The following is a 14064-nucleotide window of genomic DNA, read 5'->3' as shown; positions in this document are numbered from 1 at the left end:
CGCCGCCGCCGCGGCCGCAGTGTTAGCCCGAGACGCGGCCGTGCCCGCCGCAGCGGACGCCGACGCGGCCCGCGCCGCCGCCATCGCCGCGACCCCGGCCGCCTTGTGGGCGTCGTTCGCCGCCGACGTCGCGGCCTGCGCCGCCGCCGCCGCTCCGTTCGCGGCGTCCGCGGCCCGGCCGGCCGCCAGACCGGCCTGCACCGCATTGCCGTGCGCGGCTTCGGTTTCCTGGGCGGCCTTCTCCGCGGCCTGCTTCGCCCGCTGCGACGCGGCGACCGCCCAATCGGCCGCTTCGTTGGCCGCCTTCGTCTCGGCCTGCGCCCACTTCCCGGCGGCCTGCGCCTGCCCGGTCAACGTGGCGATGTCGGCCGCTTCCTTGTCCCGGGCGCGGGCCACCTGCTGCCCGGCGCCGAGGAAGTCCTGGAGCACCGGCCAGGTGCCGTCGTCGAGAGCGTCCTGCGCCGCCCGCTCCAGGTTCGCGCCCCCGCTGCCGAGCATCTGCGAGACCCGCATCCAGTCGTCCGCTTCCCGGGCGGTGAACTGTCCCTTGGCGAGGAAGTCCCGGAACGCGGCGACCGTGTTGGCGTTCAGCGCTTTCTGCGCGGCCGCCTCGAGATTGCGGCCGTCGCCGCCCAGCATCGAGCCGATCCGCAGCTGCTGATCGGCCGTGTACGGCTCCTGCCAGCCGGATTTCAGGAATTGCCGCTGATCCGCGACCGAACTGTCGAGCGCTTTCTGCACGGCCTCGTCGAGCTTCCGCCCGCCAAGGCCGATCATCCGCGCGACCTCGAACGTCACGTCCACGTCCAGCGCCGGGCCCTGCCCGGTGCTCAGGAACGCCTGCAGGTCCTGGTCCGTTCCGGTCAGCGCGGCCTCCGCCGCCCGCCGCGTCGCCGGACCGCCCTCGGTCATCAGCCGCACCACGCCCGCCCGATCCGTTGCGGGAGCGGGAGATTCGTACCCCGCGGGCATCCCGGTGGGCGGTACATCGGCCGTGACCGCCGCGGGAGCCGCCGCGGCCGCCACCGGCGCGCCGCACACCCCCGTCCCCAGCACGACCGCCGTCGCCATCACCAGCCCGAAACGCGCTCTCGATCTACCGCGCGCCAGCTTCACCATGTTCCCCCTCTGTCCACACGCGACACTCGCGTCGCGCACGCCCCCCGCAGCGAACAAGACGCACCAATTCCAGGTTTCGGCTGAAGCTACCGCAGCTGGTCTGAACCAACACAGGAAATGTGACCGTTCCGCCCCAATCGGAGCAATGTGTAACGCCCGGCGCGTTTGCGCGATTCCTGTCCTGAAGTCGACTGTTCTGGGGGGCCGCGCCGCTTCGGCACTGAAGCGGTGCGGGATCGCACGCCTTCCGTCTCCCGCGAGAGGGGCGCGGGAGTGCTCGCACGCGGCCAAGTCCGGTTTCCCTTGCGCAGTCGGCGGAACGGCAACCCCGTATACGAGAACGACAAGAGAGGAACTGGCCGTTGCGCATGCGTTATCAGCTGCCGGCCCTGGGCGCGGCAGCAGGCATGGTCCTGTCCGCCAGTCCCGGTCTCGCCGCCGCGGCGACCGACGGGCAAACCCCCGCGGTCGAGGACTACGCCTACCCCGGCGCGGACAAAATCCTGGCCGAGCAAGGGATCGTGCTCAAAACCGGCGACGGCAACATCCGCCTCGTCGAATGCGGCGACCGGACCGACGTCATCCGGATCGTGTCCAACCGCAACAGCGTCCGGGAAACCTTCTGCTTCGATTCGGACGGCCCCAAGGGCTATCTGTCCCTGGAGATTCCCGCCACGTTCCTGGCCAAGGGCGACGGCAGCACCGTCGAAATGACCCTGACCAACAAGGGCAAGTCACAGACCGTGCCGGTCGGCAAGGACACCTGGACCAAACTCGGCGAGTCCGCGGATCCCGACAACGGCCCGGCGACCCTCGTGGAAATCAAGACCTCCGGCGCCGCACCGGCGGCGAGCGGTCCGGTCGACGCCGCCCCCTCCACCGCGAAGATCACCGTCGGCCAGCCCGGCATCGACGGACGCTCCTGCACCGGCGTCCTGATCGCCGCCCAGTGGATCGCCACCGCCGCGCGCTGTTTCGCCGACGACCCCGCCGCCGTCCCCGCCGGAGCACCCGCAAAGAAAACCACCGCCGTGATCGGGCGGCCCGACCTCGCCCAGACCGACCGCGGCACCGTCGCGGACGTCGCCACGCTGGTGCCGCGTCCCGACCGCGACCTGGTGCTGGCCAAGCTTTCCGTCCCGGTCAACGGAATCACCCCTGTCGCGGTCAGCTCCACGGCTCCGGTCGCGGGCGAAACGCTGAAGGTCACCGGCTACGGCCGCACCGCCGACACCTGGGTCCCGACCAAGGCGCACAGCGCGTCCTACACCGCCGGCTCGGCCACCGACACCTCGGTCGACGTCACCGGCCCGGCAGGCCCGTGCAAGGGAGACGCCGGCGGCCCCGTCGTCCGCGACAACAACGGACAACCCGAACTCGTCGCCCTCGCCAGCACCTCCACCCAGAACGGCTGCTTCACCGCGGCCCAGGCGGCACCGGGCGCCACGCTCGCGCGCATCGACAACCTCGGCGGCTGGATCCGGCAGAACGTGCCGGACCTCGCGATCGTCTGCAAGGCCTCCGCGCCGATCTTCACGACCCGCGCCGACGGGACCCTGTGGCTGTTCCAGCACACCGATCCGCGCAACGGCGGCTTCGCCTGGGTCAACGGCAACGGCAGGCAGATCGGCAGCGGCTGGGAAAGCGGGCGCGCCGTCGCCGGGCCCAACGGCGTCGTCTACCAGGCCAACAGCAACGGCCAGCTGCGCCGGTTCCGCTGGAACGGCAACGACTGGGACCTCAACTCCGGCCCCACCCCGTGGTACGAGGACATCGACCACGGCTGGGAGCGCTACACCACCGCCGAGTACCGCAACCGCATCACGGTCGACTCGCTCGGGCACATCTACACCGTCGAACCGGACGGCAAGCTGCACTGGCGCAACTACGACCCGGCGACCAAGAAGTGGGAGCACCGGATCCTCAAGGACGGCTGGGGCCAGTACAACCTGATCGCCGCCGCGGGCGACGGAGTCCTCTACACCCGCAACGCCGGCGGCGACCTGTTCCGCTTCGTGTTCAACGCCGCCACCGGCGAGTGGACCCAGTGGGCCAAGCCGTCCGGCACCGGCTGGACCGGCTTCAAGACCATCACCTCGCCGGGAGCCGACGTGCTCTACACCTCGTACTCCGCCGACAGCGGCGGTCTGCTCTGGTACCGGTACCTGCCCGCCAGCGACACCTGGGCCGACACCGGGCGCGCCAACGGCAAGCTCATCGGCACCGGCTGGTACACGCTCCCCGGCATGACCGCGGCACCCGATTCCTGCCGCCTCGCGGGCTGAGCCCGGGGCACGCGCTGAGAATGGCGTGGTGCCTGCGCTCGGATTTCCGGGCGCAGGCACCTTCGCGGCTGCCCCTGGAAGCACCCGAACAGGCGCCGAAATTCGTCCGACCGAGCTATTTACCCGCGCGGCTCCGAGCCGTCTCGCGGCGCGGGGATCACCGAGCGGTTGCCGCGATAACGGGCCACCACGACCCGGACCCCGTTGCGGAACGCGTCCGGCATCGCCGCGAGAACCGTGCTGCGCGGCACCGGACGCGGAACGTCGAGCCCGGTCATCGGCCGCGCCAGGCCGATTCCGCGGACCGTCCAGCGCAACCGCCCGTCCTTGTCCTGATCGGTGAACTCCAGCGACACCGGGCGCAACGCCGCCACCCGCACGAGCCCGCTGTCCGGCCCGGTCGGGATCAGCACGTCGCCCGCGTCGAGAAGAAGACAGATCCGCAGGGCGGGCGTGAGCCCGTCGATCGCGACGATCCCGCGACGGCCCCGTTCGGGTGACCGGAGCAGCCGGACGCATTCGCGATGCGTCAGCTCCACGTCGTCCATCGCCCAGCTCCTCCCCTGTACCTCGGTGCGCCCAGGATCCCGATTCAGTCCCGCGGAGCGCAAGAACTCCCGCCGCCGGAAGCCGCTTCCCGCTGGAACTCAAGGCCTTCGCGGTCCGGAGCGGCGCATTTCCCGCCGAGTACGCACTATTCGCCGGAAAACTCGATCACGCCAGCCGGGTTCACCGGGTCGTGGGACGTGTCGAGACCGCGTCGGGCCCGGTCAATCCCCTGGCCGGTACCAGCGGCGATGGACGAGCGGTTCGACCGCGAGCACGACGACCGCGGCCGCGAGCGCGACCGTCCAGGCGAGCCAGTCGCTCGACGCCGCCGCCGACCACAGCGCGGCGGCGAACACGACCACCGGCCTCGCCAGCGTGAACGGTCCGAGACCGATCAGGATCACGAACGTGCTGCCCCGCAGCGGAAGCAGCCAGTACGCCAGCAGCGAAAGCACCGCGATCGCGGCGAAGGGTCCCAGTACCTGCAGCATCCGCGCACCCGCGGCGACCAGTCCGGCGTACCGGGCGCCGGGATCGGCCGAGAACGCCAAGGCCGCCCCGATCAGCGACGCCAGAAGGCCCAGGCCCGCGGCGCCGCCGGCCAGACCTCGGCGAGAGGCGGCCAGGTAGTAGGAACGCTTGCGGATCAGGGCATTGCGGCCGGTTGCTGCCCGGAAACCCGCGAGGGCGGCGTCGAGGAGCGCGAGGGTGCCCAGCACGAGCGGAACCAGGACGCTCATCCCGCTGGGGCCAACGCGCCGGCCCGGCGGCCCAGCGCACGCAGGACCTCGCCGGTCAAGTGCGGGCGGAGGCCGACAACCGGACGCATCGCCGCGCAGAGCGGGTTGAGGTACCTGGTCGCTTCGAAGAGAAAGATCTCCATCCCGGCGGCTCGCGCGGCGGCCGACCGCAGCACCGCGTCGCTGTGGGCGCGTCGCGCGGAGGCGACGCCGTCGTGCCGTCCCAGCGGCTCCCGCATCCGGGCGCGGTGGAACAGCCACGCACCGAACGGCGCCAGCCGGGTCGCGGCGATGTCGTAATGGACGAACGCCTGGGCGCCCGCGCGGTCTTGGGCGCGGAAGAATTCCGGCAGGGCACCGGCCGGAATATGGTGCAGTACTCCGCAGGACAGGTAGACGGCGGCGTCCTCCGTCAGCGCGAAAGCGTCCCCGCACACAAATGTGCACGGGAGTTGCTCGGCTTGGGCCAGTCTGTTCGCTTCGGCGACGAGAGCGCGATTGAAATCCACGCCGACCAGTTCGACGTCGCGGCCGAGCACGCCGGAACTGGCCAGGCTGCGCACCAGGAACCCCAGCCCGCACCCGACGTCCACCACCCGCGGGCGGATCCCGGCCGCCCGGACCGCGGCGAGGATCGGCACGAGCAGTTCCGCGAAACGCTGTGCCATGCGGACTTCCTCGTTGAGCCGCTGCAGTTCGGTGTGGACCCGGATCAGCAGCCGGTCGACCGCCGCCGGATCCAGCACGTCGCCGAGGACCGGGATCCGCTCCACGATCCGGGCCGCCCGTTCGTCCCCGGCCTCGCGCAGAGCGGCGACCGCTTCGCTCCGGAGCACCGGACGTCGCTCTCCGGTCGTCGGATCCCACTCCGCCACCAGATCGGAGATCTCCAGCACCGCCATGCGCGAACTCTAGCGAGCACCGGGTGATTCAGCGGTGCTGTTCCCCGAGATCGAGGTCGAGCCGCGGAAGGGAAAGCCGCTCAGGGCAGGTCCGCGGTGAGCAACCGCAGGCCCTGTTCGAAAAGTTCGGACAGATCCGTTCCGGTCAGGTGGTCCTGAGCCTCGGCCAGGTGCGGATAGTCGCCGTCCTGGATTGCTTCGCGCAGGTGGGCGATGTCGGCGCCCAGGTCCGGGCCGGACTGGAGAGCTGCTTGTTCTTCCAGGGCGTGGCCGGTCGCGAAGTGCAGGACCAGGAGCGCGGTTTTCATCGCCGCCGCGGCATCGAGTCCGGCCTCGCACAAGGCGCCGTTGAGGGCCTCGGCGAAGCCGAGGGTGTTCGGGCCGGTCGCGTGCGTGCCCGCGTACACCCGCGCACCGTCGCGATAGGACAGAAGTGCGGTGCGCAGGCTTCTTGCCAGGGCCAGGACCCGCTCGCGGGGTTCGGCGATTCCGTCGGCCGCGGCGCGGCAGCCGTCCAGCATCGCTTCGGCCATGGCGGTCAGCAAGGCCGTTTTCGTCGGGAAGTAGCCGTACAGCGTCCCCGCTTGGACGCCGACCGCCGCGGCCAGTTTTCGCATGGTGAGCGCGTCGAGGCCCTCTTCGTCGAGCAGCCGGAGCGCGGCGGCGGTGACGCGGGCGCGGTCGGCGGCGGGCGGGCGGCCTCGGGTACGGGGCGGGTGCGCGGTCATGTCGAGGTGAGCCTACCAGCGTGTTTGACAGCTTCGCGCTTCCTCAGGACACTGGCGGAAGGTTTACATGAACGTTGTTCGGAAAATAGTGGAGGCGGCTGTGGACACCGATGTCGTGATCAGCGGGGCAGGCCCGACGGGACTGCTGCTCGGCAGCGAACTGGCGCTGGCCGGAGTGCGGGTCCGGATCCTCGAACGGCAGAGCGCGCGGCACGGGCAGTCCCGCGCGCTCACGCTGCACCCGCGCAGCATCGAGATCCTCGAACTGCGCGGCCTCGCCGACCGGTTCCTCGCCGAGGGCCGCACCGTCCCGAGCTGGCATTTCGCCGGCCTGTCGCGGGAACTGGACTTCTCCGCCCTCGACACTCGGCACGGCTACACCCTGTTCCTCGAGCAGGCGCGGACTGAGGAATTGCTCGAAGAACGCGCGCGGGAACTGGGCGTCGAAATCGTCTACGGGCACGAAGTCGTGTCGCTGAAGCAGGACGACGACGGGGTCGAGGTCGTCGGCACCGGACCGGACGGTGACTTCCGGCTTCGCGCGGCGTATGTCGTGGGCTGCGACGGCGGCCGGAGCAAGGTCCGGGAGTCCGCTGGCATCGGCTTCCCCGGATCGGACGGCACGATGAGTTCGATGCTCGGCGACTTCGCCGTCGTCGATCAGGAAGAGATCGCCGCGGCCGGGCGAGGTCCGGTGCTCGTTGCGCCGCTTTCCGGAGGACTGACTCGCCTGGTGGTGACCAGTCCGCGGCGAATGCGCGTCCCGGCAACGGAACCCGTGAGTTTCGAAGAGTTTCGCGAAACGCTGGTGGAGCTGACGGGCACCTCCTTCGGGATCGCTGAACCACGCTGGCTGTCGCGGTTCGGCAATGCCACGCGGCTGGCCGAGAACTACCGCTCCGGCCGCGTGTTTCTCGCGGGCGACGCGGCGCACATCCATTTCCCCGCGGCGGGCCAGGGCCTCAACACCGGGCTGCAGGACGCGATGAACCTCGGCTGGAAACTCGCCGCCGAGATCAACGGCTGGGCGACGGCAGGCCTGCTCGACACTTACCACGCCGAGCGTTTCCCGATCGGGCAACTGGTCACCGACAACACCCAGGCGCAGACGCTGCTGCTCGAACTCACCCTGGTTCCCGACTACCAGCGCCCGGTCGCCGCGCTGCGCGGGCTGCTGGATTCGCTGCTCGAGATCCCCGAGGTCAATGCCCGGCTAGCCGGTCTGGTGTCCGCGCTGTCGACGTCCTATCCGGCCCCGGACAGCGACCCGCTCGTCGGCACCCGGACGCTCGATCCGGAGAGCGCGAATCTGGTGCGCAGCGGCACTTTCGGCTACCTCGGGGACGGCGCGGCACAGGTGGCCGAAGGCTGGAAAGACCGGATCACGGCGGCCGACGCCAAGCCGGCGAATCTCGGCGAAGCTCTCGTCCGGCCCGACGGGCACCTCGCGTGGGTGCGCCGCGAAACCGATCCGCCGGACCCCGCGCTCCGGGAAGCCGCGATCACGGCCTGGGCCGGGGAGGCGCGGCGATGACCGAGTACCTGGCGCCCGCCGGGCTGCACTGCCTCCCGGGAGCTTTCACCCCTGTCGTACGCGTGGGCGACCTCGTCTTCCTTTCCGGGCAAGTCGCTTGGGACGAGCACGGGAACCTGTGCGGCGCGGACCATCTGACGCAGATGCGCCAGATCGCGCGGAACCTCGACGTCGCGCTTGCTGCCGCCGGCTGCGGACGCGAGGACATCGTCAAGGAAACCGTTTACGTGGTGGACCATCGCCCCGAACCGCTCCTCGCGCTCTTCGGCCCGCTGCGGGAAGGAGTGCCCGCGGCCCCGGCGAGCACGCTCGTCGGCGTCGCCGCGTTGTTCGCGCCCGACGTGCTGGTCGAGGTCGACGTCGTCGCGAAGATACCCGCGCCGTGAGCCACTACGTCCTGGTGCACGGCTCCTGGTGCGGCGGCTGGGTGTGGGACCGGATCGCGGCACTGCTGTCCGAGCAAGGGCACACCGTTGCCGCGCCCACGCTCACCGGTTCAGGCTTGCGGCAGCACCTCGGCGAGGTCGGGCGGCTCCTCGAAGACCAGGTCGTCCTGGTCGGCCACAGCTACGGCGGGATGGTCGTCGCCGGTGTCTCGGACGCGCATCCGGAGCAGGTGCGCGAAGCGGTCTATCTCGATGCTTTCCTCCCCTCGCCAGGCGAATCCGCGTTCGACCTGATGCCGATGCTGCGTCGGCCGTTCACCGACGCGGCGATGTCCCACGACCCGTCGGGCCGGACCGTGCCGCCGTTCGGGCTCGCCGCGCTCGGATTCACCGACCCCGACGTGGCGTCCCGACTGCGGCCGCTCGACCTCGCCACCCACGAAGAACGCTTGCCGCCGTCTTCGAGCCAGCGACCGCCGAGCCGCTACGTGCTTTTCGGCGAGCACTCCCCCTTCGCGCCCATGTCCGTCCGCGCCCGGGCACACGGCATGGAGTGCCGGACGGTGACGACTGACCATTTAGGACTGTGGACGGCGGCTCCCGAAGTGTGCGCGGCCCTGACCGGAGGCGAGCGGGCCCGCTGAGCTTGCTTCGCCCTGGCCGGCGAAGTGCGGTTCCCGGCGCGCGGCCCTCCCCGCCGCCTGGAATTTCCGACATTGGTACGGCACTCAGGACATTCCCTACGAAAGTCGCCTCGGCCCCGAACGCGCCAAAAATCCCAGTACCGGCAAGGCAGATACCAATTGCCCGGCGAATCCGGAACATTCCGTTGGTCCGTTTGGAGCATTGACGCCCCGATGTGCTGATCCTTTACTCGACTGTGCTCGGCCGCACACCCACCGTAAGCGGCCGGGCACGTTCTCCCTCCCCGCACCCATCGTCCTGCCTTCATGGAAGGAAGACCTCGATGCCCCATCGCGGACTCACCACGGGCTTGGCGGCCGCCGCCGGTCTGGCCATGTCCCTCGCGCTGCCGGCGATCCCGGCGAGCGCGGCCTCTCCGGCCCAGCCCGCGTCCCCGGACGCGGCTGCCGCTCGCGCCGCCGACCAGGCGGTCGCCTCCGGGCTCGGCGGGCTCAGCCGCGGCCCCGCGGAGGCGTTCCGGCGCGTCGGCCTGACCGCGGGCGACGCCGGACTCTTCTACAGCGCCTACGAACGCACGTACCAGGGCCTGCGGGTCGTCGGCGGCGACGCGGTCGTCGTCGCAGACGGGGCCGGGAACGTCCGCGACACCAGCGTCGCGCAAACCGCGCCCATCGCCGTCGGGACGCAGGCCGTTCTCGACGCCGCGAAGGCCGCCTCCGCCGCGCGCGCTCAACTGCCCACTGTGGACAGTGTGAGCGCTCCGGAGAAGGTGGTGCTGGCCGGGACGAATCCGAAGCTGGCCTACGAAGTCGTCGTCACCGGGCGCACTGCCACCGCGCCGAGCAAGCTCCACGTGTTCGTGGACGCCGCCACCGGCGCTGTGCTCGACCAGCGTGACGACATCAAAACCTTCAGCTCCGGGGCCGAATCCCCGGCACAAGCGCAGCCGAACGCGGTGAACGCCGCGGGCACCGGCAACAGCTACTACGTCGGCACGGTCGCCATCGACACCACCGGCTCCGGCAGCTCGTACTCGATGCGCGACCCCGGCCGCCCTGGCATCAGCTGCGGCCGCGAGGGCGGGTCTGTCTACAGTGGACCGGACAACAGCTGGGGCAACGGCTCGGGCACGAACCTGGAAACCGGCTGCGTCGACGCCCTCTTCAGCGTCCAGACCGAGTGGAAGATGCTGAAGGACTGGCTGGGCCGCGACGGCATCAGCGGCACCGGCCGCGGTTACCCGGCGTCCGTCGGCCTGAACGACGTCAACGCCTACTGGGACGGTTCTTCGACGCACTTCGGGCACTCGCAGGACAACCGGCGGCAGGCCACGTCGATGGACGTCGTCGGCCACGAATTCGGGCACGGCATCTTCCAGACCACCCCGGGCGGCGCGGGTTCCGGCAACGAGAACGGCGGTCTGAACGAGTCGACCGGCGACATCTTCGGCGCGATGACCGAGGCGTACGCGAACAACGCGAAGGACCGGCCGGATTACGAGGTCGGCGAGGGCGTCAACCTGGTCGGCCAGGGCCCGATCCGCTACATGTACGACCCGTCGAAGGCCGGCGACCCGAACTGCTACTCGTCGTCGATCCCGAGCACCGAGGTGCACGCCGCGGCCGGTCCGCAGAACCACTGGTTCTACCTGCTCGCCGAGGGCTCGAACCCGGGCGGCGGCAAGCCTTCCAGCCCGACCTGCAACAACAGCAGCGTCACCGGGATCGGCATCCAGAAGGCCGCGAAGATCTTCTACAACGGCCTGCTGAAGAAGACCTCGTCGTGGAACCACAAGGCGGCCCGCAAGGCGACGCTCCAGGCCGCGATCGCGCTCTACCCGGGCAGCTGCACCGAGTTCACCGCGACCAAGGCCGCGTGGAACGCCGTCTCGGTGCCCGCGGTGTCCGGCGAGCCGACCTGCACGACGCGCTGACCTGACGATGCCGGGTCCCGTTCGCCGCGGGACCCGGCAATCCCCGCTCCCCCACCCCAACCGAAGGAACGCACCGTCATGAAGTGGAAGACAAGACTCGGCGCCGGGGTCACCGCCCTGGTGGCGGTACTGGGCGTCGTCGGCGTGCCCGCGGCCACCGCCGCACCCGCCTCGGCGCTCGCGGCCCCGGACATCTCGCTGGCCAACATCAAGACCCACCTCAACCAGTTCCAGGCGATCGCCCGCAACAACGGCGGCACCCGCTCGCCGCGCGGCGGCGGGTACGCGGCGTCGGTGACCTATGTGGAGAACCTGCTCAAGAACGCGGGCTACACCACGAAGCGCCAGACCTGCACGAGCTGCATCGGCCGCTCGCAGAACCTGATCGCGGAATGGCCGCAGGGCGACACGAACCAGGTCCTCATGCTCGGCGCGCACCTCGACTCGGTGAGCGCCGGCCCCGGCATCAACGACAACGGGTCCGGCAGCGCGTCGATCCTCGAGGTCGCGCTGACCCTGGCCCGCACCAATCCGGCGATGGCCAAACGCGTCCGGTTCGCGTGGTGGGCCGACGAGGAGTCCGGCATGGTCGGCTCGCGGTACTACGTGAGCACGCTGTCGAGCACTGAGCGCGCGAAGATCAAGACTTACCTCAACTTCGACATGATCGGTTCGAAGAACTGGGGCTACTTCGTCTACGACGACGTCGCTTCGGTCAAGGCCGTCTTCGACGAGTACTTCGCCTCCATCAACATCGAGACCGAGGGCGACACCGAAGGCGACGGCCGGTCCGACCACGCGTCGTTCAAACGCGCGGGCATCCCGGTCGGCGGCCTCGCGACGGGCGCGGGCGACATCAAGAGCTACGAACAGGCCGAGAAGTGGGGCGGCACGCCCGGCGCGGCGTTCGACAACTGCTACCACCGCGCTTGCGACACGACGTCGAACATCCCGGACACGCCGCTGGAGAAGAACTCCGACGCGATCGGCTACGCGGTGTGGAAGCTGGCGGTCGCCACCCCGGTCGCGGCGGCGCGGCACTGAAGCTGAACACCAGAGCCCGGCAATGGCTCCGGGTCGCCGCCTCGATGACGGCGGCCCGGAGCGTTCGGCTCCACCACGTTCGATCAGGAACGGTCGATATCCCGCGCTCCCGGGCAGGTCGAAATACCCGAAAGCGGCACGCCACAAGCACCATCGGACGACGCGGGGGGTCGAACCGTGGTGGGGCTGGGAGAAGGCCAGGTGTCGGGGGATTCCCAGGCCGGGGCGGTCGGCACCGTTTCCCCGGACTCGCAGCCCTCGGGAAGCGGGTGTTCGCTGATTGTCCCGGCGGCCAGGTCGAGCAGCTCCACGACGGGCGGGTGAAATAGACCGAGCCGTCGTGGATGTCCGGGAGACCTCGGATCAGTTCAGGTGATTCCGGCAGGTTGCACGCGTTCCCGTTGTCACGTCGAAGAAATGCACCTGGTCCCACGACCGGCGGCCGACGTGGGTCTGCACGCCCGCCAGGTAGCGTCCGTCGGCGCTGCGGACGGGCCGGAAACCGCTTTCGGGTACGAGAAGTGCGCTCTGGCGCCGGGAGACGTCGCCGATCTGGTCGTGCTGCCCGGTGAAGCGCTCGGCGAACTCGTGGTGCTTCCGCCGCCGCGCAGTCTGGTGATGAAGCGGGGAAGGATCGTCGCGCGCGACGGGGCGCTTACGCGAAGTCCTTCGCTGATCGGATGATCCGGCAGCGGGCTCAGTAGAATCCGTCCCGCTTCACCGGCACGGGCCTCGGGTCGTATCCGAGGTCCGTGCTGATCGCCGCCGCCGTTTCCAGCAGCACCGGAACGATTTCCTTGCGCAGGCGCTCCGGCGCGAGCCGTCCGGTGGCCGTCGACGAAGCAAGAGCCGCGACGACCGCCCCGGTCCGGTCGCGCACCGGGGCCGACGCGGACAGCAGGCCTTCTTCCAGCTCTCCGTCTACAATGGACAGACCGGCGCCGCGCACCCCGGAGAGCACGGTCCGCAGTTCCGCCGGATCGGTGACCGTGCGCGCGGTGTACGAGCGCAGCGGCGCCTCCTCCAGATAGCGGGTGATCCGCTCCGGGCCCGCCCACGCCAGCAGCACCCGCCCCATCGACGTCGCGTGCGCGGGCAGCCGGGTGCCGACCGCGACGTTGATGCTCATGATCCGCCGCACCGGCACCCGGGCGACGTACACCGCTTCGTTGCCGTCGAGTTCCGCCAGCGACGCCGACTCCCCGGTCGCCTCCGCCAGCCGCAGCAGGTGCGGATGCGCCAGGTCGATCATCGCCCGGGTCGCCGTGTAGTGCTGGCCGATGGTCAGCACCCTCGGAGTCAGCGACCAGCGCGGCCCGTCGCTGGTCACGTAGCCCATCCGCTGCAGGGTCAGCAGCAGGCGGCGCACCGCGGGACGGGACAGGTTCGTCGCCGTCGCGAGTTCGGTGAGCGTGGGGTTGGTGCGCTCCTCGTCGAACGCGAGGAGCACGGCGAACCCGCGCTCGAGGCTCTGCACGAAGTCGCGCTCGTTTCCGGCTGCCGTCACGCTCCGCAGTATTTCACCCGCTCCGGTGCCGGCCTTGACCTCCATCGCCTCCTGATGCATCCTTCCACTCACTGCACGCACAGCGTTCACTCTGTACGCATAGCGTACATCGCACGAGGAGGTGCGAGATGACGGTTCCGTCCCGCGAACTGCGCGACGCGTTCGGCCGGTTCGCCACCGGAGTCACCGTGGTGACCTGCCGCAACGACCGGGGAACCCCGCACGGGGCCACGGTCAACGCGTTCACCGCGGTCTCGCTCGAACCCGCGTTGTGCCAGGTCACGCTCACCCGGCAATCGAAGGCCTGCAGCTACCTCGACGGCGCCGCCTTCGCCGTCAACGTGCTCGGCGCGGACCAGGCAGACACCGCCTGGCACTTCGCCGGACGCCCGGCCGATCCCGGGCCAGAGTGGGCCGAAGGGCCGGTCGCGCCGGTCCTGGTCGGCTCCGCAGCGGTGTACTCGTGCCGCCCGTGGCGCACCTACGACGGCGGCGACCACCTGATCGTGGTCGGCGAAGTCGTCGACATCGCCGTCGAAGACCGGCAGCCGCTGCTGTTCTACGCCGGCGCGTTCCGCGAGCTCGGCCCCCGCGAGACCGGCACCCATTGGGGCGGCTCGCTCGACTGCCCCGAGGCGGGCTGGTTCGGCGCCTCGACCACGTTCACCCCGCTCCGCCCCCACGCGGCTTGA

At 70.5% G+C, this 14064-nt stretch carries 13 protein-coding genes and 1 pseudogene; 8 read left to right on the top strand and 6 right to left on the bottom strand.

Annotation, left to right across the window (positions count from 1 at the left end; genetic code table 11):
* Positions 1 to 402: 402 nt before the first annotated feature.
* Positions 403 to 972: pseudogene (locus SSMG_RS47665) on the bottom strand (ALF repeat-containing protein); the annotation flags it as partial.
* Between the two features lie 515 nt (positions 973 to 1487).
* On the opposite strand from SSMG_RS47665, the gene SSMG_RS16770 reads away from it, so the two are divergent.
* Positions 1488 to 3404 carry a tachylectin-related carbohydrate-binding protein gene (locus SSMG_RS16770; RefSeq protein ID WP_009077741.1) on the top strand — a complete coding sequence of 639 codons (1917 nt, stop codon included), beginning with the start codon at positions 1488 to 1490 and terminating at the stop codon, positions 3402 to 3404.
* Positions 3405 to 3523: 119 nt separating this feature from the next.
* Here SSMG_RS16770 and SSMG_RS16765 read toward each other — a convergent pair whose 3' ends face one another.
* From SSMG_RS16765 to SSMG_RS16750, 4 genes are all read right to left on the bottom strand, one after another.
* Positions 3524 to 3952 carry a hypothetical protein gene (locus SSMG_RS16765; protein WP_009077739.1) on the bottom strand — a complete coding sequence of 143 codons (429 nt, stop codon included), beginning with the start codon at positions 3950 to 3952 and terminating at the stop codon, positions 3524 to 3526.
* Between the two features lie 222 nt (positions 3953 to 4174).
* Positions 4175 to 4693, bottom strand: coding sequence for a hypothetical protein (locus SSMG_RS16760; protein WP_009077737.1), 519 nt, complete (start codon positions 4691 to 4693; stop codon positions 4175 to 4177).
* Complete coding sequence (locus SSMG_RS16755) at positions 4690 to 5595, bottom strand: class I SAM-dependent methyltransferase (RefSeq protein WP_009077735.1); 906 nt, start codon at positions 5593 to 5595, stop codon at positions 4690 to 4692. Before SSMG_RS16755 ends, SSMG_RS16760 begins: the two co-directional genes overlap by 4 nt.
* An 80-nt stretch (positions 5596 to 5675) precedes the next feature.
* Complete coding sequence (locus SSMG_RS16750; RefSeq protein WP_009077733.1) at positions 5676 to 6323, bottom strand: TetR/AcrR family transcriptional regulator; 648 nt, start codon at positions 6321 to 6323, stop codon at positions 5676 to 5678.
* Between the two features lie 100 nt (positions 6324 to 6423).
* Between SSMG_RS16750 and SSMG_RS16745 the strand changes: the two genes are divergently transcribed.
* The 6 genes from SSMG_RS16745 (at position 6424) to SSMG_RS46155 (ending at position 12549) form a co-directional block, all read left to right on the top strand.
* Complete coding sequence (locus SSMG_RS16745; protein ID WP_037717370.1) at positions 6424 to 7857, top strand: FAD-dependent monooxygenase; 1434 nt, start codon at positions 6424 to 6426, stop codon at positions 7855 to 7857.
* Complete coding sequence (locus SSMG_RS16740; protein ID WP_037713931.1) at positions 7854 to 8243, top strand: RidA family protein; 390 nt, start codon at positions 7854 to 7856, stop codon at positions 8241 to 8243. The genes SSMG_RS16745 and SSMG_RS16740 overlap by 4 nt, the downstream gene beginning before the upstream one ends.
* Positions 8240 to 8887 (top strand): alpha/beta fold hydrolase, encoded by a 648-nt coding sequence (locus SSMG_RS42445; RefSeq protein ID WP_009077728.1) that lies wholly within the window; start codon positions 8240 to 8242, stop codon positions 8885 to 8887. The genes SSMG_RS16740 and SSMG_RS42445 overlap by 4 nt, the downstream gene beginning before the upstream one ends.
* Positions 8888 to 9210: 323 nt before the next feature.
* Complete coding sequence (locus SSMG_RS16730; RefSeq protein ID WP_009077727.1) at positions 9211 to 10821, top strand: M4 family metallopeptidase; 1611 nt, start codon at positions 9211 to 9213, stop codon at positions 10819 to 10821.
* A 78-nt stretch (positions 10822 to 10899) separates the two neighbouring features.
* Complete coding sequence (locus tag SSMG_RS16725; RefSeq protein WP_037713929.1) at positions 10900 to 11865, top strand: M28 family metallopeptidase; 966 nt, start codon at positions 10900 to 10902, stop codon at positions 11863 to 11865.
* Positions 11866 to 12282: 417 nt separating this feature from the next.
* Positions 12283 to 12549, top strand: a complete 267-nt coding sequence (locus SSMG_RS46155; RefSeq protein WP_009077726.1) for a hypothetical protein — start codon at positions 12283 to 12285, stop codon at positions 12547 to 12549.
* 13 nt (positions 12550 to 12562) lie between these two features.
* Here SSMG_RS46155 and SSMG_RS16715 read toward each other — a convergent pair whose 3' ends face one another.
* The gene (locus SSMG_RS16715) at positions 12563 to 13372 is read right to left on the bottom strand and encodes an IclR family transcriptional regulator C-terminal domain-containing protein (protein WP_037717364.1); all 810 of its coding nucleotides are present in this window, start codon (positions 13370 to 13372) and stop codon (positions 12563 to 12565) included.
* A gap of 128 nt (positions 13373 to 13500) precedes the next feature.
* On the opposite strand from SSMG_RS16715, the gene SSMG_RS16710 reads away from it, so the two are divergent.
* On the top strand, positions 13501 to 14064 hold the full coding sequence (locus SSMG_RS16710; protein WP_009077724.1) for a flavin reductase family protein: 564 nt from the start codon (positions 13501 to 13503) through the stop codon (positions 14062 to 14064).

Source organism: Streptomyces sp. AA4, from assembly GCF_000158875.1.
Lineage (GTDB): Bacteria > Actinomycetota > Actinomycetes > Mycobacteriales > Pseudonocardiaceae > Amycolatopsis.
This window is presented reverse-complemented; position numbering and strand designations above follow the sequence as displayed.

What these genes read in the sequence shown, in the direction of transcription:
- SSMG_RS16730 (WP_009077727.1), top strand. Translation starts at nt 9,211, where the DNA reads ATGCCCCATCGCGGACTCACCACGGGCTTGGCGGCCGCCGCCGGTCTG.
- SSMG_RS16770 (WP_009077741.1), top strand. Translation starts at nt 1,488, where the DNA reads ATGCGTTATCAGCTGCCGGCCCTGGGCGCGGCAGCAGGCATGGTCCTG.
- SSMG_RS16760 (WP_009077737.1), bottom strand. Translation starts at nt 4,693, where the DNA reads ATGAGCGTCCTGGTTCCGCTCGTGCTGGGCACCCTCGCGCTCCTCGAC.
- SSMG_RS16725 (WP_037713929.1), top strand. Translation starts at nt 10,900, where the DNA reads ATGAAGTGGAAGACAAGACTCGGCGCCGGGGTCACCGCCCTGGTGGCG.
- SSMG_RS16740 (WP_037713931.1), top strand. Translation starts at nt 7,854, where the DNA reads ATGACCGAGTACCTGGCGCCCGCCGGGCTGCACTGCCTCCCGGGAGCT.
- SSMG_RS16750 (WP_009077733.1), bottom strand. Translation starts at nt 6,323, where the DNA reads ATGACCGCGCACCCGCCCCGTACCCGAGGCCGCCCGCCCGCCGCCGAC.
- SSMG_RS16765 (WP_009077739.1), bottom strand. Translation starts at nt 3,952, where the DNA reads ATGGACGACGTGGAGCTGACGCATCGCGAATGCGTCCGGCTGCTCCGG.
- SSMG_RS16710 (WP_009077724.1), top strand. Translation starts at nt 13,501, where the DNA reads ATGACGGTTCCGTCCCGCGAACTGCGCGACGCGTTCGGCCGGTTCGCC.
- SSMG_RS46155 (WP_009077726.1), top strand. Translation starts at nt 12,283, where the DNA reads ATGCACCTGGTCCCACGACCGGCGGCCGACGTGGGTCTGCACGCCCGC.
- SSMG_RS16755 (WP_009077735.1), bottom strand. Translation starts at nt 5,595, where the DNA reads ATGGCGGTGCTGGAGATCTCCGATCTGGTGGCGGAGTGGGATCCGACG.